Annotated in this window: 20 protein-coding genes and 1 tRNA gene; 2 read left to right on the forward strand and 19 right to left on the reverse strand. The window is 57.8% G+C overall.

Annotation, left to right across the window (positions count from 1 at the left end; translation table 11 throughout):
- Window positions 1–15 precede the first annotated feature (15 nt).
- The 3 genes from dld to ACR0AU_RS17155 form a co-directional block, all read right to left on the reverse strand.
- Complete coding sequence (gene dld / locus ACR0AU_RS17145; RefSeq protein WP_480795999.1) at window positions 16–1,698, reverse strand: D-lactate dehydrogenase; 1,683 nt, start codon at window positions 1,696–1,698, stop codon at window positions 16–18.
- A 15-nt stretch (window positions 1,699–1,713) separates the two neighbouring features.
- Window positions 1,714–3,780: a TRAP transporter large permease subunit gene (locus ACR0AU_RS17150; protein ID WP_480796000.1), complete on the reverse strand. Its 2,067-nt coding sequence runs from the start codon at window positions 3,778–3,780 to the stop codon at window positions 1,714–1,716.
- 128 nt (window positions 3,781–3,908) lie between these two features.
- On the reverse strand, window positions 3,909–4,961 hold the full coding sequence (locus tag ACR0AU_RS17155; RefSeq protein WP_170398473.1) for a TRAP transporter substrate-binding protein: 1,053 nt from the start codon (window positions 4,959–4,961) through the stop codon (window positions 3,909–3,911).
- Between the two features lie 330 nt (window positions 4,962–5,291).
- Between ACR0AU_RS17155 and ACR0AU_RS17160 the strand changes: the two genes are divergently transcribed.
- Window positions 5,292–6,065 (forward strand): FadR/GntR family transcriptional regulator, encoded by a 774-nt coding sequence (locus ACR0AU_RS17160; RefSeq protein WP_170408227.1) that lies wholly within the window; start codon window positions 5,292–5,294, stop codon window positions 6,063–6,065.
- A gap of 55 nt (window positions 6,066–6,120) precedes the next feature.
- Here the strand turns inward: ACR0AU_RS17160 and ACR0AU_RS17165 are convergent, their stop codons facing one another.
- The 10 genes from ACR0AU_RS17165 to ACR0AU_RS17210 form a co-directional block, all read right to left on the reverse strand.
- Window positions 6,121–6,882 (reverse strand): hypothetical protein, encoded by a 762-nt coding sequence (locus tag ACR0AU_RS17165; protein WP_480796001.1) that lies wholly within the window; start codon window positions 6,880–6,882, stop codon window positions 6,121–6,123.
- A 144-nt stretch (window positions 6,883–7,026) separates the two neighbouring features.
- On the reverse strand, window positions 7,027–7,620 hold the full coding sequence (locus ACR0AU_RS17170; RefSeq protein WP_480796002.1) for a GNAT family N-acetyltransferase: 594 nt from the start codon (window positions 7,618–7,620) through the stop codon (window positions 7,027–7,029).
- Complete coding sequence (locus tag ACR0AU_RS17175; RefSeq protein WP_170398462.1) at window positions 7,613–8,011, reverse strand: ketosteroid isomerase-related protein; 399 nt, start codon at window positions 8,009–8,011, stop codon at window positions 7,613–7,615. Before ACR0AU_RS17175 ends, ACR0AU_RS17170 begins: the two co-directional genes overlap by 8 nt.
- A gap of 2 nt (window positions 8,012–8,013) precedes the next feature.
- Window positions 8,014–8,466, reverse strand: a complete 453-nt coding sequence (locus ACR0AU_RS17180) for an arsenate-mycothiol transferase ArsC (RefSeq protein WP_170398460.1) — start codon at window positions 8,464–8,466, stop codon at window positions 8,014–8,016.
- A 3-nt stretch (window positions 8,467–8,469) separates the two neighbouring features.
- A complete protein-coding gene (locus tag ACR0AU_RS17185) occupies window positions 8,470–8,949 on the reverse strand; it encodes a UPF0262 family protein (RefSeq protein WP_170398457.1) in 480 nt (159 codons plus the stop codon).
- Window positions 8,950–9,047: 98 nt separating this feature from the next.
- A complete protein-coding gene (gene hisD, locus ACR0AU_RS17190; RefSeq protein ID WP_480796003.1) occupies window positions 9,048–10,349 on the reverse strand; it encodes a histidinol dehydrogenase in 1,302 nt (433 codons plus the stop codon).
- Window positions 10,350–10,409: 60 nt separating this feature from the next.
- Window positions 10,410–10,931 carry a GNAT family N-acetyltransferase gene (locus ACR0AU_RS17195; protein ID WP_480796004.1) on the reverse strand — a complete coding sequence of 174 codons (522 nt, stop codon included), beginning with the start codon at window positions 10,929–10,931 and terminating at the stop codon, window positions 10,410–10,412.
- Entirely contained in the window at window positions 10,928–11,404 is a 477-nt protein-coding gene (locus ACR0AU_RS17200) for a DUF2948 family protein (protein WP_170408222.1), read from the reverse strand. Before ACR0AU_RS17200 ends, ACR0AU_RS17195 begins: the two co-directional genes overlap by 4 nt.
- Entirely contained in the window at window positions 11,401–12,669 is a 1,269-nt protein-coding gene (murA, locus tag ACR0AU_RS17205) for a UDP-N-acetylglucosamine 1-carboxyvinyltransferase (RefSeq protein WP_480796005.1), read from the reverse strand. The genes ACR0AU_RS17200 and murA overlap by 4 nt, the downstream gene beginning before the upstream one ends.
- Window positions 12,670–12,675: 6 nt before the next feature.
- A complete protein-coding gene (locus ACR0AU_RS17210) occupies window positions 12,676–12,831 on the reverse strand; it encodes a hypothetical protein (protein WP_170802542.1) in 156 nt (51 codons plus the stop codon).
- Between the two features lie 83 nt (window positions 12,832–12,914).
- Here ACR0AU_RS17210 and ACR0AU_RS17215 point away from each other — a divergent pair.
- A tRNA-Thr gene (locus ACR0AU_RS17215) sits at window positions 12,915–12,989 on the forward strand.
- A gap of 147 nt (window positions 12,990–13,136) precedes the next feature.
- On the opposite strand, the gene ACR0AU_RS17220 is transcribed toward ACR0AU_RS17215, so the two are convergent.
- The 6 genes from ACR0AU_RS17220 to ACR0AU_RS17245 all read right to left on the reverse strand — a co-directional run bounded on the left by ACR0AU_RS17220 (window position 13,137) and on the right by ACR0AU_RS17245 (window position 20,783).
- A complete protein-coding gene (locus tag ACR0AU_RS17220) occupies window positions 13,137–14,954 on the reverse strand; it encodes a BCCT family transporter (RefSeq protein WP_170566739.1) in 1,818 nt (605 codons plus the stop codon).
- 77 nt (window positions 14,955–15,031) lie between these two features.
- Window positions 15,032–16,042, reverse strand: a complete 1,011-nt coding sequence (locus ACR0AU_RS17225) for an Ldh family oxidoreductase (protein WP_170733856.1) — start codon at window positions 16,040–16,042, stop codon at window positions 15,032–15,034.
- A gap of 13 nt (window positions 16,043–16,055) precedes the next feature.
- On the reverse strand, window positions 16,056–16,685 hold the full coding sequence (locus ACR0AU_RS17230) for a DUF3726 domain-containing protein (protein ID WP_170514563.1): 630 nt from the start codon (window positions 16,683–16,685) through the stop codon (window positions 16,056–16,058).
- Window positions 16,682–18,364, reverse strand: a complete 1,683-nt coding sequence (locus tag ACR0AU_RS17235) for a hypothetical protein (protein ID WP_480439562.1) — start codon at window positions 18,362–18,364, stop codon at window positions 16,682–16,684. The genes ACR0AU_RS17230 and ACR0AU_RS17235 overlap by 4 nt, the downstream gene beginning before the upstream one ends.
- Window positions 18,364–19,341 carry a membrane dipeptidase gene (locus ACR0AU_RS17240; RefSeq protein ID WP_480796006.1) on the reverse strand — a complete coding sequence of 326 codons (978 nt, stop codon included), beginning with the start codon at window positions 19,339–19,341 and terminating at the stop codon, window positions 18,364–18,366. The genes ACR0AU_RS17235 and ACR0AU_RS17240 overlap by 1 nt, the downstream gene beginning before the upstream one ends.
- Window positions 19,341–20,783: an aldehyde dehydrogenase family protein gene (locus ACR0AU_RS17245; protein WP_170733852.1), complete on the reverse strand. Its 1,443-nt coding sequence runs from the start codon at window positions 20,781–20,783 to the stop codon at window positions 19,341–19,343. The genes ACR0AU_RS17240 and ACR0AU_RS17245 overlap by 1 nt, the downstream gene beginning before the upstream one ends.
- Between the last annotated feature and the right edge of the window lie 95 nt (window positions 20,784–20,878).

The following is a 20,878-nucleotide window of genomic DNA, read 5'->3' on the forward strand; positions in this document are numbered from 1 at the left end:
CAGCAGCGTTCCGTCTCACGAATAGTGCTTGTTGCGGGACATCTTTCCGATTCCCGGGTTCATACTGTTCGTGGGATCGATCGACTTGTAGAAAGCTGCCAGATCGGGTTTGGCTGCATAGAGATGGCCAACATTATGTTCCGCCGGGTATTCAGCGCCGCGTTTGTCCAGCAACTTTAGCATTGCGGCCTTCAACGCGTTCGGGTCTGCGCCTTTCTTGACGATGTAATCCTGATGCAGAACATGACACATGAAGTGGCCATAGTAGAGCTTGCCGACCAGTTGATCCGCGATCTCAGCTGGCAAATCTTCGAACCAGTCGACATCATTGCGGCGCAGCGCGATATCAAGGGCGATGATATCTTCCACTTCGGCTGCATGAACCTTCATATAACGAATGGCTGCACCTGCGGCAGCAAAACGATGTAGCCCAGCGATCTTTGCCTCACGCAGGTCGCATTCAAAGAAATCCAGCTTGTCTTCGGCAGTCATGTCATTGAGTAGATCGCGCGCTTCATCGATACCGCCATCGCGCATTTTGAGTATGAGGTGATGCGGATACCGATCCCGATAGGCCCGCATCCGGCGCGGCAGGATATCGGGCCAAAGTCGCATCGCGAACTGCATGAATCGATCGGTAAAATTGCCGAGAACCGGTATGCCTTCCAAACGCGCGTCCACCGCGCCCTTCAGCGCAAAGAAAGTGGGCAAACGATCGGTGCCCAACTTGTCAATCATCACCATGGTGTCTTTGCCATAGCGGTCAGAGATATCGAATACCTCCTCATGCATGTATTCAGCGCTGACCGGCAGGGTTTTGAAGTCGGACAGGATGCGACGGCGCAATTCCGTGAATGCCTCGGTGTCATGCGCCCCGACGTAGAAAGTACGTTCTGCTTCGTTCTTGGCATATGTATCCAGCCGAACCGCAAAAACCGCCAGTTTACCCGCGCAGCCCGCTGCTTCGTATAGACGCGACTCATCAGCGTTAAAGCGTGCTGGCGTTTCAGCATCTACATTACGCACCCGACGGGCGTAATCGGTGTCAGAGGCTTTGCGATTGTCGGTCTCTATATCAGTTGCTGAGAAATCACCGTTCTGCAGTCGGGTCAGGATTTCTTCGGGTGTATCACCCAACTGCATGCCCAGATGATTGACCAACTCAAGCTCGCCGTCCTGAGTGATCCGCGCGTACAGTGACAGCTCGGTATAGGAGGGGCCGCGCTCGACCAGCGAACCGCCCGAGTTGTTGCACACCCCGCCAACGACTGAGGCACCGATGCACGAAGATCCGATCACCGAATGCGGCTGGCGCCCGATCGGGTCCAGCAGCTTTTCCAGCGCAAACAGAGTACTGCCCGGAAAGCTGATCACCTGTTTCCCGTCATTGATCAGATGCAGATCATCCATACGCCGCGTGTTGATCAGCACCACATCGCGATCATAGCTACCCTTGGGTGTGGACCCTTCGGTCAGGCCGGTATTGGCGGCCTGCATGATGACGATTTTATCGGCGGCAACACAGGCTTTCAGCACCTTCCATTGTTCCAGCAGCGTGACGGGTCGAACCACCGCCAGCGCATCGCCTTCGCCCGATCTGAATCCCCGGCGAAATCGCCGGGTGCCGCGGGCCGAAGTCAGAACGCGATGCCGCCCGCAAATGGCCTGAAGACGCTTGATCAGATCGGCATCGGTCATCCCGCACCCCCCTTTTTAATACGCAACCGAGGGCAGCCACGTGGCCAGTTGCGGCCAGAGGAAGACAAAGAACAGACCGGTCAGCTGCAAGATCACAAACGGGATGATGCCTTTGTAGATATCGGTCAGCTTGATCTCGGGTGGACAGACCCCTTTCAGATAGAAGAGCGCAAATCCAACCGGAGGTGTCAAGAACGAGGTCTGTAGGGTCACCGCCACAAGGATCACGAACCACACCAGCGCGGGTTCATCGATGACGCCAAAGCCTTCGATATCCAGGCCCAGCCCGTTCACGATGGGGCGCATCAAGGGCAGAACGATGAGCGTGATCTCGATCCAGTCCAGCACGAAGCCCAGCAGGAAGACGATGAACAGGATCATGAAGACAGTGCCATTTGGGCCGAGCCCGGTACCGTGGATCATATCCTCGATCAGCGCGTCGCCGCCCAGTTCGCGCAAGACATAGGAGAACACCGTCGCACCAAGGAAGATCGCGAAGATATAGGCGGTGGTGTTGAACGTTGCTTTCAGCACATTCACCAGCTTGGCCAGCGTCAGCTTGCGATATCCCAGCGCCAGCAGTGTGGCACCCAGCGCACCTACGCCCGAGGCTTCGGTCGGCGTGGTTAGGCCCGCAAAGATTGAGCCCAATACGGCGAGGATCAGCGCCAGTGTGGGCAAAACGGCGATCAGCACATCCTTGACTGCAGCCCAGTCGGGACGGGTTGCGCCCTCGGGCACCGGGGCCACGTCGCGTTTGATCAGGGCAACGACGAAGATATAGGTCAGATACAGCGCGCCAATGATCACGCCGGGGAAGACGGCGGCCATGAACAGATCACCGACCGACAGTGCCATCTGATCCGCCATAATCACCAACATGATCGAAGGCGGGATCAGAATGCCCAGCGTTCCGGAGGCACTAACCACACCGGCCGCCAGCGAGGGGCTGTATTTCTGCTCCATCATCGAGGGCAGAGACAACACGCCCAGCAGCACCACCGAGGCTCCGATAATGCCGGTTGAAGCGGCCAGGATGATCCCGATCATCGTCACGGTAATGGCCAGCCCGCCGCGCACCGTGCCGAACAGGCGCTGCATCGAGGTCATAAGCCGTTCAGCCACGCCGGATTCGTCCAGCATCAAACCCATGAAGATGAACATCGGCAGGGCCACAAGAACAGCGTTAGACATGGTTGCATAGACCCGGTTCACCACCGCGCCCAGCGTCAGGTAATCAAGCCCGGTCAGCGTTTCCTCAAGTCCGGTCCAGTTCATCAGGCCGTTGTCGAACAGATAGGCGAGTCCGCAATAGGCAACACCGACACCCGCCAGAGTCCACGCCACCGGGAAGCCGGTAAACAGCAACGCGATGAAGGTCAGGAACATGGCGATGACCAGCTTTTCCTCGGTCGTTTCAACGAGGAAGGTCAGCGCTGTTGCGACCACAGCGAAGCCCAGCAAGGCCCAGATGATCAGGCGCAGGCTTTTGCCCTGGCGTTCCTCATCCAAGTTCATGAACAGGGCGTGCAAGTCGTGGATCAGCCGCGCCGCTGCAGCCAATGCTAGCAATACAAAACTGGCCGGGATCACACCTTTCAAGGCCCAACGCGCGGGCAGGCCGGTGGGGCTGTCCGAGGATTCGTTGACCCTCCAGCTTTCGTAGAAATAGTCATAGCCCTGATCGATCATCAGATAGATGAACGGCACGAGCAGGGTGAAAATTCCGATGATCTCGATAATCCGCCGCGCACGCTGGCTGAGTTGCATATGCAGCAAGTCCACTCGCACATGGCTGTCGGTGACCAGCGCATACGAGATGCCGACCATCGTCACCAACCCGTAGAAATGCCACTGGATCTCGTCTAGTTTGGGATAGTTCTGGTTCAGTAGATAGCGCATCGCCACCTGTGAAACGATGGCCCCAACCAGCAACAGGTTGGCCCACATGACCACATGACCTACCGCTTTGACGCCGTTGTCGATCGCTACTGCCAGCTTTTGACGGTCGGGCTCACCATGCTCAAGGATACTTTCATAGACTTCAATCGGGTCGTCCTGATGACGCTGTGTCTCGGCCATGGTCTCCTCCTCAAGAGTTTGGCAGTGGGGACGTGAATGCGCCCGGGTCGTTGGGGAAAATAAAGAAAATCAGAAGGGTCCGAGGGCGGCGGAAGGAAGCCGCCCCCGGACAATCGCAAGTGGCAAATTTACTTGCGGGGGAGGAATGCGTTCTCTTTCCAGACCGCATAACCGTCACGGAATTCGTTCATGTCGGCCAGAACCTTGGCAAAGAATTCGTCGTTGGCGGCCTGTTCTGCGGCAACCTCTTCCCAGGTCGCGCGGAAGGTCGACAGCATCTCGTCGTTCCACTGCTTGATCTGAACACCATTGTTTTCAACGTTGTCCAGCAGCGCAGCGTGTTGGATCGCCTCACCTTCGGCAAAGCTGTCAGCCATCGAAGCCTTACAGGCATTTTCGATGATCGCTTTGTGCTGATCGCTGGCTTCGTTCCAGACGTCCTTGTTGATCATCAGTTCAAACACCGTCGCTTGCTGGTGCCAGCCGGGGAAATAGTTGTACTTGACCAACTTGTGGAAACCGAGGCGTGCGTCGATGGCAGGCATCGAGAATTCGGTCGCGTCGATCGCGCCTTTTTCCAGTGCCGGGAAGATTTCACCTCCGGGCAGGAGCGAGGTGGCCACACCCAGCTTCTGCATCACTTCGCCACCCAAACCGAAAAAGCGCATCTTCAGGCCGTTCAGGTCCTCGGGGCTGTTGATCTCATTCGCGAACCAGCCCGAGGTTTCGGGAGCGATAATGGCGCAGGGAATGACATGGACGTTGAAACCGGCCTGATCATACATCTCCTGATACAAGCTCATGCCGTTGCCATAGTAGAGCCACGCCATGTATTCGCCCGCCTCGGGGCCAAACGGAACGGCCGAGAACAACGGTGCAGCCGGGATCTTACCCGCCCAGTAGCCGGCGGTGGTATAGCCCGAATTGATCTTGCCTGAAGACACCGCATCCAGAATTTCAAACGGCGGGACCAGCTTGCCCGGTTCGTAAACCTTCATCTTCAGCGTGCCGCCGGACATTAGGTCCAGCTGTTCGGCCACGCGCGGGATCGGCGAGCCGAGGCCCGGTAGAGCGGTTGAAAACGCGATTGGGGTTTTTAGCAGCATCTTATCCGCCGCGTGGGCAACCGGGGCTGCCAGCAGCGAGGCCGCAACGGCAAGCGATGTCAGGGTGGTCTTCATGGGTTCTCCTCCAAGGTAAAGATCAGCCGGTGGTCTGGCTGTCACTCTCGCCGCGAGCACGGCTTAAGTGGTAAATATTGTTTACCTTGTAATTCAGTCAACAATTTAATTTACCAATTTGGCTACGCCGTGGTGATGTGGCTCATAACCAAGATTGACCTTTCATAACCCGGAATTTTCGAATAATTTTGCGACACTCAATAAAAACAAACGCTTATATGCGCGGCGAGCATCCGTATTTTTGGGTAGTTTTTCTTGCAATGCCAATAACTAGTGGTAAATATTATAAACAACCTCGACGATCTTTAATCTAACTACCGGACAGGAATTATGAGCACGAACAGCCTCTTTGATCCCGTTGGTCACGAATCAATTGCCGATGCGGTCGTCGCACAAATCGAGACAATGATTGTTGATGGAATCCTGAAAGAGGGCCGCAAAATCCCGTCTGAACGGGAGCTTGCGGAAGCCCTAGGCGTTTCACGCCCCAAGCTGCGCGAAGCACTCCAAATCCTCGAAAATCGCGGCTTGGTGACCGTGCGACATGGCGAGGGCACCTTTATCGCCCCACTGACCGGTCGTGCCATGTCGCCCGCCCTTCTGTCGCTCTATGCCCGGCACGGCAGTGCTTTCTACGATTATCTTGAATACCGGCGCGAGCAAGAGGCCTTTGCCAGCCGCCTCGCCGCACAGCGCGCTACACAATCCGACAAGGAACGGATTGCTGAAATCATCGATGAAATGCAGCGAGCCTGGGAGAATGATGATCAGGATGCCAGTGAAGAGGCTGATTTTCGACTGCACGCCGCCGTTGTCGATGCGAGCCAAAACACGACCCTTATCCACATGATGGCATCCATCTATGACCTCACGCGCCAAGGCGTGTTCTACAACCGCCGCTTCCTGCGCTCGATGGACGGCACGGGTGAAGCACTGCTTGATCAGCACAAGGCAATCGCGCAGGCCATCATCGATGGCGACCCGGACCGTGCAGAAACCGCCGCACGCACACATATGGATTTCGTCGAGGATTCATTTCGCGTTGGTCAAGAACAACAAGCTCGCGAGATCCGCGCAGCAAAACGGCGGCAGTTTTCGGATTGAGGTCAAAAACAGAGGCGTATTTTTTGTACCACGGAAAAGTCTCCCGCACAACGTACTAAGTCTTGGCTTTGCCTTTCTCGACCGGTTCTCGCCTCAGGCACTTTTCCAGGTCTACTTCCAATGCACTGAGGTTTATGTCTCCAGCTCGCAGAGCGTCCACCTCATTGGCTCCTTGCCTCGTCAAACCAAGGTTTTTGAGCAACGTGTTCCAGTCCGGTACGTCCCGCTTCAATCCCGCGCGCAGCAAAACCTCAATTTTTCGAATGTACCAAAGGGTCAGAGAAGACACACGAATGTCAGATGGAGTGTCAACAGGCACATGGGCGGCAATCGCAGTACTTGCGCATGCCATTGACTCGGATGCCACGTAGAAAGCCTGCGCCGCGCTGTTAGGGTTTACGTATTTGACGCCTTCATTGATCAAAGCTCCACCGGCCAAGACCAAGGCCAGGTCTTTCCCTGAGATCGAGGCCGCACTTCCAAGCGCGGCACCGCCTGCTACAGTGATCAGTGCCGCCGCTGTCAGATTCCGATTGCGCGCTGCTTCGTCGCCCAGCCTTTTGTAGGCATCTGAAAGTTGCAGCGCATAATACGACGTACGAATAGGACCGCGTTCAAGCAACAGGCTTGTGGACTGAAATGTTTTTGGTGCCGTTTCAAACGCACCCCCGATCCCTACAGCGTGCTGGATAACGTCTCCCGATGTATTCGACAGCACGGTTTGCTCGGCATTAAAGGCCCTATTCTCGTAGGCACAACCGGTGATCAAAGTCAGCGGCACCAAGGCCGGAATCAGGCGATTGAAAACGGAATTCATCAAATTTCCCCATGAAAACGCGCAATTGAATAAGTGAAACTATACAATCACAGGGTGTTTCAGGCAAATTCGGCCGCACATGTCATCGCCAACTCACAATGCCACAACCCGTTTCAAACACCCGGCGCGACGCGCATGGATGGCTTATAAATCCCGAATCCAGAATTGAAGCGGCTTTTGGGTTTCGCAATCGTCGCCTCGATCCTTCCACGAGAATAGCGCCACGACGCCAGGAACCGGCGCATATCCCCGCGCGCGCCAGAAGGCATCCAACGGGCGGTAATGATCTGGTCGCATGGGGTGGTCGTCAGGGCGTACTACACTGCAGAAGGCGCTTTTGGTGAATCCCATCGCATGGGCGTGGGCTTCGCGCAGATCAAAGAACGTATGGCCTGCGCCCTGCCCGCGATACTCAGGCAGCAGAACCGATTCTGCGCAATAGAAGATATCGCCCAGCGACAGGCCCGAGCCTTCGAACGCGGCCGCGAAATCGTCGGCGTGATCCGTCAAGGGCGCACCCGTCGAAGCACCCACCAAAGTATCACCGTCGAACGCTCCGACAACGATGGCCCTGGCGCTATCGACGTAAGACTGCAGGTATTTCCGCTCATACTTCAGATCGCCATCATAGAGATATGGCCAGGCGTGAAATACGTCGATCCGCAGGCGCGCGACTTCATCCAACGCGTCGACCAATGTCGATCCGGTCATTGCGCGGACCTGCGAAATCTCAGCCATTCGAGACCTGTTTGGTCCAGTCCGCAAGGTTGTAGAACGTGGTCACGCGGGTGATCTTCCCGTCGTTAAGGTCAAAAAACGAACCCGCAGGCAAGCGGTAAGTCTGCCCATACGCTTCTGGCAGACCTTCATCAGTTTCCAGATAGGTTCCGTTGACGATGAACTCAGCCGCAGCACGGGTACCGCCTTCGGCCTCGAAGATCACGATATCCGTCAGGTTCTCGCGGTAACAGCGGTTCATATGCGCGCAGAAGGCGGCAAATTTCTCTTTGCCGACGCGAATCTGACCTTCGTTGACATGATGGGCCACGTCATCCGACAGGCAGGCCAGCATGCCATCTACATCACCGGCATTGAAGGCATCAAAATAAGTTTTCACGGTCGGGTTCATGGTCACTCCGTCGGTTCGCCCCAGCGGTCTTTCAGATGCGCGATGATCTGATCTCGGGTTTGTCGATAATGACGTAGCTTGTCCTCGCGGGTTTCACCTAGTCCGGTAGGGTCCATAATTGGCCAATAATCGACATCGAGGTGAAAAAAACGCGTCAGTTCCAGCGCTTTTCGCTGGCTGGCGGGTGACAGGGCCACGATCAGATCAAATGAACTGAGGTCATCGCCCCATTGCTCCATTTCGTCAAAAGAACGCGAGCGGTGACGGGACAGCTCAACGCCAATCTCCTGACAGGCTGCGATGCAGAACCCATCGATCTCAAGATCGTTATGCACACCGGCGGATTGCACATAGGTGCCGGTGCCGTAAAACTTCTTCATGATGCCTTCGGCCATGGGTGACCGAACCGAATTGTGGTCGCAACAGAACAGAATGGACTGCGGCAGAGGCGTCACCCGTTAGCCTCCAAAATGAAGGACGCAGATGAGCGTAAAGAGGCGGCGGGCAGTATCAGTGTCAACCTCAGCTTTGCCTTCCAGCCTTTCCTGTAACACGCGGCTGCCTTCGTTGTGGATGCCGCGCCGAGCCATATCGATCGTTTCGATCTGGCTGGGCGGCAGTGTTTTCACCGCATCGAAATAGCTCTCGCAGATCTGAAAATAGTCTTTTACGACCTGCCGGAATGGACCAAGCGACAGATGAAACTCAGCCGCCTTCTCGCTGGCTTCGGTGGCGATATCGAAAACCAGTCGCTTGTCACGGATTGATAGCTGCACATGGTAGGGCCCGTCGGGGATCATCCGATCGTCGCGCGCTGGCAGCGTGAACGAGTTATCTTCAAGCAAATCATATATGGCGACCTTCCGCTCCTGCTCGATCTCCGGTGTCGGCGGGGGCAGATTTCGGTCGTCCAGTTCGATATGCGAAATACGGGTCATCTTAACGGTCACAATCCTTGCGTCTGCACAGACCTATAACAACGATTTTCATTGAGCAACGTACAGAAGCGCCATGCGTGCCAAGTCATTGCGTCACTTCAGCCATTCAGCCGGTTAAGGCGCGCCGAAACGGACAGGCCATGCGCTTCGAGGCTTTCGGATTGCGCAAGCGTTTCAGCCGCCGGGCCGATGGCGCGCAAAGCTTCGGGTGTCATCTGGCTGAGCGTTGTGCGTTTGAGAAAATCCATCACGCTAAGGCCAGACGAAAAGCGCGCCGAACGCGCTGTGGGCAGCACGTGATTGGGGCCGCCGACATAATCGCCAATGGCTTCGGGCGTGTACTGGCCAAGGAAAATGGCACCGGCATGGATCGTTTGCTGACTTAACGCCACCGGGTCGGCCACGCAGAGTTCCAGATGTTCGGGCGCGATGCGGTTGGACAACGCGGCAGCCTCGTCCAGATCGCGCGCAGTGATTACGGCACCAAAGTCGCGCCAGCTGGCCCGGGCGATGGCGCGGCGTTGCAGGGTCTCAAGACGTTTTTCCACCGCTTGCGTCACGGCTTGACCAAATTCTGCGTCATCCGTGATCAAAATGGATTGGGCGCTTTCGTCATGCTCGGCCTGGCTGAGCAGGTCCAGCGCGATCCAGTCGGGGTCGTTGTCCTTGTCTGCAATGACCAGAATTTCCGAGGGGCCCGCGATCATGTCGATGCCGACTTTGCCGAATACACGGCGTTTCGCGGCGGCCACGAAGGCGTTGCCCGGTCCGGTGATCTTATCGACCGGCGCAATGGTTTCGGTGCCATAAGCCAGCGCGGCCACAGCTTGCGCGCCGCCGATGCGATAAATCTCATCCACGCCCGACAGTTGTGCCGCCAGCAGGACCAGCGGGTTTGCCTGACCCTCAGGTGTGGGGACGACAATGGCCAACCGGTCTACGCCCGCCACCTTCGCAGGTATTGCGTTCATAAGAACTGACGACGGGTAGGACGCCAATCCGCCCGGCACATAAAGCCCTGCAGCCGACACCGCCGACCAGCGCCAGCCGAGTGTTGCGCCTGCCTCATCGGTCCACTGATGATCCTCGGGCATCTGCTTTTCGTGATATGCACGAATGCGTTCTGCAGCCAGTTCCAACGCGGCCCCGTCCTGGCGCGTGACCTGCGCAACGGCCTCGGCGATCTCATTGGATGAAAAGGCCATGGTCTCGGGCGTCAGCTCCAGCCGGTCGAATTTCGCGGTAAGTTCGATCACCGAAGCATCACCACGGGTCCGCACATCATCGATGATCTGCGCCACGACCGCATCCACATCGGGGCTGTCCTCGCGCTTGGCGGACAACAGCGCCTGAAATGCAGGTTCGAAATCGGCGGAGGTCGTATCGAGGAAAGCGGGCATGTGAGAGACTCCGGAAGCGTTTCAACGGGTCTTATCGCCCGGGCCGGGTGGCCTCAACCCTTAGGCCGCTGGGTGCAGCGATTTGCGCATCGGGAATTGGGGGATGCCGTGCCATTCCGTCGGGTCGCCGACATCATGCCAGCCGTGCGCCAGATAGAACGAATGTGCCGTTTTGGTCGCGTGCAGATGCGCCTCAGAGGCGCCACGTGCTTGCAGTTCCTCTTCCAACCGGTGCAGCAGCGCTGCTCCGAGCCCGCGCCCTGCGTGATCGGGATCGACATAGAGCAGAGATATCTCACCCTCGCCACTTAGACCGCCCACTGCAGTAACCACTCCCATTTGCGTAGCGACCCAAAGGATTGCTCCACTATCGATCCAGTTTCGGACCGAAGCCGGATCCTTATTGGCAGACCAGCGGGAAAGGTTTTCGGGATTATCCAGATGATCCGCCCGACAGAGGTCACGGATCGATCGGATCAGAACACGGCTGATGTCGAATACATCAAACACGGTTGCCCGCCGCACCGCGATGCCGCGTGGCGGATTCGGGAAGGCCTGAGCAATGCCACGTTTATTCTTCACTCGGGGTGATGGGGCGCTTGCCCAGAAGGCGCCTTGTAGGGACGCGTCACATCCTTGAGCGTTGCATCGATGGCCTCAACCGACAGGCGGATCGCGCCGTCGCCTGCCAAGGTCAACAGGATTTGTCCCGCACCATCCTCGCTTGGCTCGAATTCGACCGAGAGCAGAGACAGGATCATGTCCTTGTCGCTGCGGTCGATGCCCTGACTGGCTACCGACAGAACCGAGCCGAACATCAAAACGGCCTGCACCCGCTCGTAGGCGCGACCGCGCCGGGCAGCGGCATCCTTGTCTTCCCAACGAAAGCGATTGAGCAACAGCGCAAAGCGGCGCTGGCCGGGTTGCCATGTCATCTCGGTCACCGGGAAAACCGCATCCTGCGTCAGGGTCGCAATCACCTGGAGATCATCCGCATCCTCGGCTCCAAGGTTCAGCGGTGCCTCGCGGCCATCTTTGAAACTTGCGTCTGTCATTGACCCTTAATCCGTTCGATCTTTGCGCCCACGCCTTCCAGCTTGCGCACCACATGTTCATATCCGCGGTCCAGATGATAGACCCGGCTGACAACCGTCTCACCTTCCGCCGCCATTCCGGCAAGGATCAGCGAGACTGAGGCCCTCAGGTCTGTCGCCATCACCGGAGCACCTTTCAATCGTTCGACCCCGGTTACGGAGGCCGTGCCGCCATGTACCTCGATATTCGCGCCCATGCGCACCAGTTCGGGCGCATGCATAAAGCGATTCTCGAAAATACGCTCTTCAAGCACGGACACACCCTCGGCAGTGCACATCAGCGCCATCATCTGCGCCTGCAGATCGGTCGGGAAGCCGGGGAAGGGTTCGGTGACCACATCGACCGAGGTCACACGCCCGTTCTTACGAGAAACTTTCAGCCCCTTGTCGGTTTCAGAAACACTGATCCCCGCCGCATCCAGCTTGGCGGCGAAGGATTCGACCAGCGACATGCGCCCGCCCAGCAGCTCAACCTCGCCCCCGCAGATCGCCGGGGCCAGCATATAAGTGCCCAGCTCAATCCGGTCGGTCACCACCTGATGGGTCGCACCGTGCAGACGATCGACACCCTGAATTTCGATGGTCGAGGTCCCCTCACCCGAAATCTGAGCGCCCATCTTGCGCAAGCATTCGACCAGATCGACAATCTCGGGCTCGCGCGCGGCGTTTTTCAGCACCGTGGTGCCCTTGGCCAGCGTGGCGGCCATGACGATGTTCTCGGTCGCGCCCACGGATGCAAAACGCATCTCATGCACAGCACCTTTCAGCCCGCCCGACGCCTTCGCGTGCAGATAGCCATCTCTAAGCTCGATCTCGGCGCCCAGCGCCTCAAGCCCTTCGACATGCAAATCCATCGGTCGCGCGCCAATGGCACATCCACCAGGTAGCGACACCACGGCCTGCCCCAGCCGCGCCAGCATCGGCCCCAACACCAGGTTCGAAGCGCGCATTTTTCGCACGATGTCATAATCCGCCGTGTGGCTGTTCAGGTCATGGCTGGACATCGCAATGACCTGACCATCCTGCAGCGAAGACACCTCGGCCCCCAGCGACCGCAGCAGCGCCGTCATGGTCTTGATGTCACTCAAACGCGGCGCATTGGTCAACGTCAGCGGTTCTTCGCTGAGCAAGGTCGCGGGCATCAGCGTCAGACACGCATTCTTGGCCCCCGCAATGGGAATCTGCCCGTTCAGCGGGCCATTGCCCGTTACCAGAATCGAATCCATTTGCTCTTATCCCTCGTCCTTGCCGGATTTGTCCCCGGAGGTGGCCCGCGCCTTGGCCTGAGCCTTGCGCCGCGCCATATTCGCTTTTAGCGCCGCCTTTAAACGGTCTTCGCGCGTTTCCCCGGACTTGCCGTGTTTTTTAGGTGAATTTTTGTCTGCCATTGCCTTTCTCTACAGGAGTAGAAAAAAACCGTCCAGACACCCTTGCGCCGCGTTTCGTTTGAGTCTAATCACCCGCCCACAGCGCTGCTGTAGCTCAGAGGTAGAGCACTCCCTTGGTAAGGGAGAGGTCGAGAGTTCAATTCTCTCCAGCAGCACCATCTTCACGTCCGACATAATGCTTCGAGTGGTGCACGATCAGGTGGCGTCTCTGCCACTGGCATTTTCATTGAATTGGGTTGAAGTTGACGCGCGCACAAGCGCCTGATGACAGCGGGCGGTTGCATCACAACCGCCCGTGCCTAGGTTTATTCCGCAGGTGCTGTGGTCTGCTTTTGCCTCAGACCATCGCGATAAAGCGCCTTGGCGAGCGCTATGCACATCAGGCCCATGACCATCGTAAAGGGTAGCGCACCGATGATCATCGCATTTCGCAAGGCGTCCATCGGATTGTTTTCACCCGCAGCGAGGATCAGAGCGCCAATCACCGCTGTCAGGATAAGGCCCCAGACGATCTTGTGCTTGTTGCCGATGTTCTGATCTCCGCCAGACATGATGGTGTTCATCACCAGAATGCCCGAGTCCGCCGAGGTGACCAGGAAGGTCATGATCAGGATGACGCACATCACGGTGATGCCGGATAACAGCCCACCGGTGATCATCTCTTGCAAGGTGACAAACAGCTTGGCGGTGTTCGACGCCCCGATGATGGCGCCTTCGGCGGTGCCATTCAGTTCGAGATCGATCGCGGTGCCACCCAGAATGGTCATCCACGCAAAGCAGACCAGCGCAGGGGCAAAGACACAACCGATGATGAACTCACGCACAGAGCGTCCCTTGGAAATGCGCGCCAGGAACAGGCCAACGAACGGCGAAAACGCGATCCACCAAGCCCAGTAGAACGTGGTCCAGCCTGCTTGCCAGCCAAACTGCCGTCCCGGATCACCTGCAGCATAGACCGAAGCCAGGACCGATTCCGGCAGCGCGGCGGCGTCGCCTTCCAGGCCCGACTTGAACCCGTCAAACGATCCCCAAGGATTGGTCGCACCGGCATAAAGCGCATCGGCAAACGGCGCTGCTTCACTCGGCAGGGCAGCATCAAACGCCGCCGCCGATTGCGGATTGAAAGCACCAAAGCTGAGCGAAATGAAGTGCTGGATGTAATCGACAAATGCAGTTGCGTAAGTCGTCATCGCGAACAGGAACGACCCAAAGACAACAAAGACCAGCAACAGGATCAGCGACAACACCAGGTTCAGGTTAGACAGGTACTTGACGCCACGACCAACACCAGAGACAGCCGAGATTATCGAGAGGCCCATGATCACAATGAGGCCAGCCAGCAGACCAACGGTGCTGGGGGCCGGTGCGTCACCGGTCAGATCCATCATCCATTCCATACCCGAAATGGCGTATAGGCCGTCGATGAACTGCGAAACCCCGTACCCGATGGTAACTGAAACACCCAGAATGGTTGCTACCACGCCCAGCACATCCACGACGTGGCCCAGGAAGCCGTTCATCAGCTTGCCGAACAGAGGTGTCAGCGCGGTGCGAATAGTCAGGGGCATGTTGCGCGTGTAGGCGTAATAGGCCAGCGACAGGCCGGTCACCACATAGATCGCCCAGGCGTGAAACCCGTAATGCAGGAAAGTGTAGCGATATCCCGACTGCAATGCGTCTTCGCTATTGCCGACGACATCGCCCGCGATGACAACCGGGTTCGATCCCCACAGCCCTAAAGGCTCAGCGGTAGCGAACACCATGAGACCGACGCCCAAGCCCGCGCCAAACATCATCGAAAACCATGAGAAATCCGAGAATTCTGGTTTTTCGCCCTCTGGGCCCATAAGCCGCTTACCGGTTTGCGGCAGCGCCGCCACGACAAACAGGAAAAAGACAAAAATGCCGACAATAATGATATAGAAGGCGTTGAAATCTTCCAGCAGACGCGAGTTTAGGCTTCCAAGAACTCCGTTTGCATTTGCGGGCCAGACAAGCGCCCAGATAACCAGCGCGACCATGATTGACTTGCTCAGCAAGGCAATCTCAACACTGTGCCCTTCATAAAACCCGCCCGAAGATCGCTTGATCTCCAGATCGGTAAAAGGTTCCTTCATAGACATGTGTTTCCTCCCTATTCGCACGTGTCCTGATTTCCAGAAAGATCTTCATGAGCGTCCCGGAGCTTCGCCATCGAGCCCTACGTCAGCAGAGCTTCTATTTTGTCGAGGGTCGCTACACTGACAGCCACACCATCGTTCTTGGCCACCAAACGCTTTGCCTGGCGGCCGTCTCCGGGCAAATGTGCGCCGTTCTGAGATCGGATCGCTTCGACAAGATCGACAATTCTGGAAGAAAATGCGTCATCCGCAGTCGCAGAAGCGTCAATTGCAATAAAGAACTGGCCTGTTTTCGGAGGCCCACCGGCGGTTCCCGAAAAAGGTGAGGCGTGTATCCCAAGCGTGGCACCGGTCAGCGCTGCAGCCAAAACCTCGGTCATCAGGGCAACGCCAACCCCTTTGTACCCACCCGATGGGGCCATGGAACCCTTAAGCCCAACATTCGGGTCGGTCGTTGGGTTGCCATCTGCGTCCAACGCCCAGCCAACCGGGATTGGTTTGCCTTCGCGTGCGTGTTTCATGACCTCGCTTTTTGCGATGGTGCTGGCACTTTGATCAATCAGCAATGCGGGTTGGCCATCGTTTCCGGGGACTGCGATTGAGAACGGATTGGTCCCGACCACGGGCTTGGCACCTCCGGACGGCGCGATGGAGGCGGGCGCGTTGGTGAACCCAAGCCCCACAAAACCAGCCTGTGCCAGCCGGTAGGTGTGATACCCCAGCACGCCGCAGTTATAGCTGTTGCGGATCGCCAACACCGCAACGCCTTGCGTGCGCGCCGTATTGGTCAACACCTCAAATCCCGTGTCGATCGCCGTGTGGGCGAACCCGGTCGCGGCGTCGACCGTCACTACGCCGGGGCGCGGCTGGGACAGCTGAGGGGTGGCCTGCCCATCTACCTTGCCGCACTGAACATGTTCGCAATAGATCGGGATATAGGCCAGACCATGGCTCGCCACCCCGTCCGCCTCGGTTGCGGCGGTTGCAATTGCCAATGGGCGCGCGTTTTCTTCGCTGGTGCCCGCGGACACCAATGCACGGAAAGAAATATCCTCGATTTCAGCAAGGCTAAGGGTACGGGTTTCGATCATGTCGCTCTCTCATTCAGTCATTGTCGGACAGGCCAGCGCCGGCACCCAACAGTCGGGATTCTTCGGTAGCAGGCGCGTAGGTGCGATGGGCAAATCGGTTGAGGGTGTCCCAGCAAACCGGGTCCGGGGATGCGCGGGTCACGTGCGGTCGAGGGGTGGTAAGTTGGCCGCCCAGCGTGATCTGGGTGTGATCAGAAAACGATGGCCAATCCTGCCCCGCCTCCAGACGATCGCCATCCGTTGCGGCCCTGAACAGATCGCACGTATGCGTGATCACGTTATTCTGGGCGCGTGCCGCCGAGGCTACGAAGGGCAGCAGAAAAACAGGTACTGCGAGCTTCTGAATACGTATGGGACCTGCGTGCAGCAGGTCAGACCGATCAGAAAGCAACGCGCCCGTGATGATCGGGCAAAGCACGCCTTGCCCCGCCCAAGCCGACTGCATCTCAACCGGGCGGTGATTCTTGAGCGAGGCCGCCAGACCTTGCTCCAACAATTGCGCAAGGGAATTCGTGCCATCAATCCCGTGCGCGCATAGCCAACGTGTGGCTTTGCCGACCTCTTCCGCCAGTCCCCAGGGGTATCCGGCTCCGCGCGCGGCGCGTTTGGCCGTGGCTTCGACCTCATTCAGCGATACGTTCACGGTCCAAGCTCCGGATAGACCCACAGATCGGCAGTCTTGCTGCTTAACTCTTCGGGATAAGGCGCGCCAGCATACATGCAGATACGTACCCAGCGGTCTGAACGAGGATCGAAATGCGTGGCACCAAAGAACGAGAGTTTGGCACGCAGCATGTCGATCGGCAGAACATCCGCGCTGATCGTGTTGTCGCGAATTTCGCCGTAAGGCGCGACGCGGCTCATTTGCGCGCGACGGATCGTGTGGCGGTGTTCAGGGTGTTCAAGTAGGAACTCGGCGATGGGTGCACCATCCGCCCATTCCGAAAGCGCGCTTTCGGCCAGAGCCGCGTCGCGCGCCGGGGCAAGCGGCTGTTCGTAGTCTGCAATCGGTTCGTCAAACCGCTCACCCAGCCGGGGCTCGAGCTTTTCCTCGGACACATACCAAGCGCGCGCGCAGTGTTCGGGCGCGTTCCAGTCCAGATCCATTGCCCAGCCAAAGCTGGCGCGGATCAGGTCGCGCACCGCGCCAACGGTCATCGTGCCATCAATCACATGCGCCGCACCGTTGCTGTCTGCCATACAGCTGGTCAGCCCATCGACCAGTTCTCCGTAGGGTTCAAGGATCAGCGAGGCCAGCAACTCCTGCCCTTCTTCGCTGAGCGCAGCCTGAGACCACTTTATCAAGCGGTCCCAGGGCTGATTGCCCGTCAGATCGGTCTTGTCGAGATGGTCCGATATTGCGCACAAGTCAGCATTCAGCGCCGCGAGCTTTTCGATCTGGATTGGATGTTCGGACTTCCACCACGAGATCGACAATTTGCTACGGGCGAAGATGTTGCGAAACTTGGCCGCTTCTGCCTCTGTTGCGGTCTCAATGGACCGAACCCGCGAGATCGCCTCTTCCCGGACCATGATCCAGTTGTTGAACAGGATCGGGTGATTGACGATGAAAGGCGCCATACCTAGCCCGGTCGAATTGCCGATGCCCAGCCAACGCGCGATTTCCGGGTTCAACTCTGCGGTCTGGTCGCCACCCTTGGTGCGGGCCATATGTTGCACCAGATCGCGCACGAAGGTCCGCGTCAGGTAGACCGAAAGCATCTCGGCCTGAAATGGCGCGCTGACTTCGTCTCGGTCTGCAATCCTCTCACGATCTGCCGCGCCGAACTTGCCCGAGCCATACACGGCGGTTGTCCGCATCAGGTAACCGACCTTGTAAATCTGTTCGAGGTCGGGCTGCTGACCGGTGGCAAGACGATCCACGACATGTGCCCACAGACGCACCGAGCGGTTGGCCCGTGACAAGGACAGCTCGCTTTCGCTTACACGCCCGGCCTCTTGCAGAGGTACGTTTTGCGAAAGCCGCTCAATGTCTTCCGGGTCAGGAATTCCGTCAAACAACGCAAAGGTCGCGTCCCATGCCTCGGCTATCACACGATCCGAGCGTTGCTCGGGTGGCAAATCATGGGCAAACGCCACCAACGAATAAGCGCGTTCGGGACCTTGTGCGGTGTAGACCGCGTGACCGACGCCCTTTTCATCAATCTGGAAGACCGGGCGGGTGAATGTCCAGTTTTCGGCAGCCATCCGACGGGTCAATTGCCGCATAAAACTAAGACGGCATTGATGCAACGATCCCAAACGGGACAGGCGCATCACAGTGGCCGGGTCGCGGCGTGCGATATGCGGGCTTTGGTCCATCATATGCCTTGTGGCCCAAAATTATCGGCAAAGAAGCGGTACCAGTTGCCGCCCATGATCCCCGCGACCTCGTCGGAGTTCATGCCAGTGGCGCGCAAGCCGGACTCGATGTTGCCGAAGTCGCGATTGTCCCGAAACCAGCCCGGCATTGGCGGGAATCCGGGGGCCGAGGCCGAACCCTCGCCATAGTCGATCTGTTTTGTCCAGCGCCCCACGCGCATCCATTCAACCACACTGTCGGGCTGATCTTGACACAGGTCGGTGCCAATCCCCAGATGCTGGGCACCGTATTTCTCAGCCGTTCGGGCGATCATCTCACAGAAACTCTCCAACGTGCAGTCGGACTTGTCCTTGAGGTGATGAGGATAGACCGAAAAGCCCAGCATCCCACCATTTTCCGTCACCGCCCGGATCACCGCATCGCGCTTGTTGCGCAAAGCAGGTGACCATTCGTGCGGATTGGCATGGGTGATGGCAATGGGGCGCTCGGACAATTCCGCCGCTTCGATGGTCGACCGATCCGCCGAATGGCTCATGTCTACAACAAGGCCCACGCGGTTCATCTCTTTGATCACCTGCTTGCCCATGCGGGTGATGCCGGTGTCTTCGGCCTCGTAACAGCCGGTCGCCAGCAGCGACTGGTTGTTATAGGTCAGCTGCATGAAGCGGGCACCCAAATCATGCAGAATCTCGACCAGCCCGATATCGTCCTCGATGGGGCTGGGGTTCTGGAACCCGAAGAACACCGCCGTCCTCCCGGTTTTGCGCGCGATGTCGATGTCGCTGGCCCAACGGCCTTTCATGATCAGGTCCGGGTATTGCTCGAACCAGCGATTCCACTTCTCAAAGTTCAGAACGGTTTCACGGAAATTCTCATGATAAGCGATGGTGACGTGGATCGCATCCACGCCGCCTTCGCGCAGTTGGCGGAAAATCTTCTCCGACCAGTTGGCATATTGCAGCGCGTCGATACGCATCAGACGGGGCCTGCGCTGATATAGGCGGTCTTGACGGTGGTATAGAACTCTGCCGCTGCTTTGCCTTGTTCGCGCGGCCCGTACGAGCTGTCGCCGCGACCGCCAAAGGGTACGTGATAATCGGTGCCTGCCGTAGGCAGGTTCACGGTCACCACGCCGGTGCGGGCATTGCGGCGGAAGTGGGTGGCCCGTGCCAGCGATCTAGTCACAATGCCCGAGGTCAGGCCGAAATTGGTGTCGTTCACCACACTCAGCGCCTCGTCATAGCTGCCAACCTTGATGACGCTGGTCAGCGGCGCGAACATTTCCTCGCGGTTTATGCGCATGTCGTTGGTGGTGTTCAGGAACACGCCCGGCGACATGTAGAAGCCCTCATACGGCATCTCTAAGCGCTGTCCACCGTAGACCAGTTCGGCCCCTTCAGATTTACCCAGATCGACATAGGCGAGGTTCTCGCCTAGTTGCTGCTGGCTTACGACAGGGCCCATCTGAACACCCTCTTCCAGCGCGTGGCCAACTTTCATCGCCTGCGCGCCTGCGACGAGTTTCTCGACAAAAGCATCATGGATGCCTGCATGCACCACCAGCCGCGACGAGGCGGTGCATTTCTGGCCGGTGCCGCCAAACGCGCCGCCCAATGCCAGCGAAACCGCCAGATCCAAATCCGCGTCGTCCATCACGGCCAGCGCGTTCTTGGACCCCATCTCCATCTGAACTTTGGTCAGGTTCTGGATCGCCGCCGCCGCGATGCCCTTGCCGACCGGAACCGAACCGGTGAAGGAAATCGCGTTGACCTTGGGGCTTTTGACCAGACGTTGGCCAATCGAACGGCCCGAGCCCATCACCAGGCTGAACAGACCCTTGGGAATGTCCTGACGTTCGATGATCTCGGTCAGGGCCACAGCCGAGGCAGGCGTGATGTTGGCCGGTTTCCACACAACAGCGTTGCCATAGCACAGCGCGGGCGCAATCTTCCACGAAGCGGTCGCGGTGGGAAAGTTCCACGGGCTGATAATGGCGACAACACCCACCGCTTCTCGGCGCACGTCAATCTCGATGTCGGGGCGAACGGAGTCGGCGTTTTCCCCAATCTGACGAAGACATTCAGCGGCGTAGTAGGTAAAGAACTGACCCGCTCGATAGACCTCGCCCTTACCTTCGGCCAGCGGCTTGCCCTCTTCCCGGCTGAGCAACGTGCCCAGTTCCTCGGCGCGGGTCATCAGCTCGTTACCGATGGCGTTCAGAACGGCCTGCTTACGTTCCAGCCCATAGGCAGCCCATTCAGCTTGCGCGATACGCGCCTGATCCAGCGTCGCTTCAAGTTGGTCGCTGCTGGCTTGCGCGAACATACCAACCAGGTCAGTCAAATCAGAAGGGTTGCGGTTTTCGATTTCGCTTTCGCCTGCCAGCCATTCGCCAGCGATCAGGTTCAGTTTGGTCACAATGCGCCCCAGAGTCAGAATTCGTTTGTCACAGGATGGATTTTCCGATGCACATCAGTCAAACTCAAATAACTTAAACAAACTTCAAGGAAACT

The organism is Ruegeria sp. CG1 (assembly GCF_056537265.1).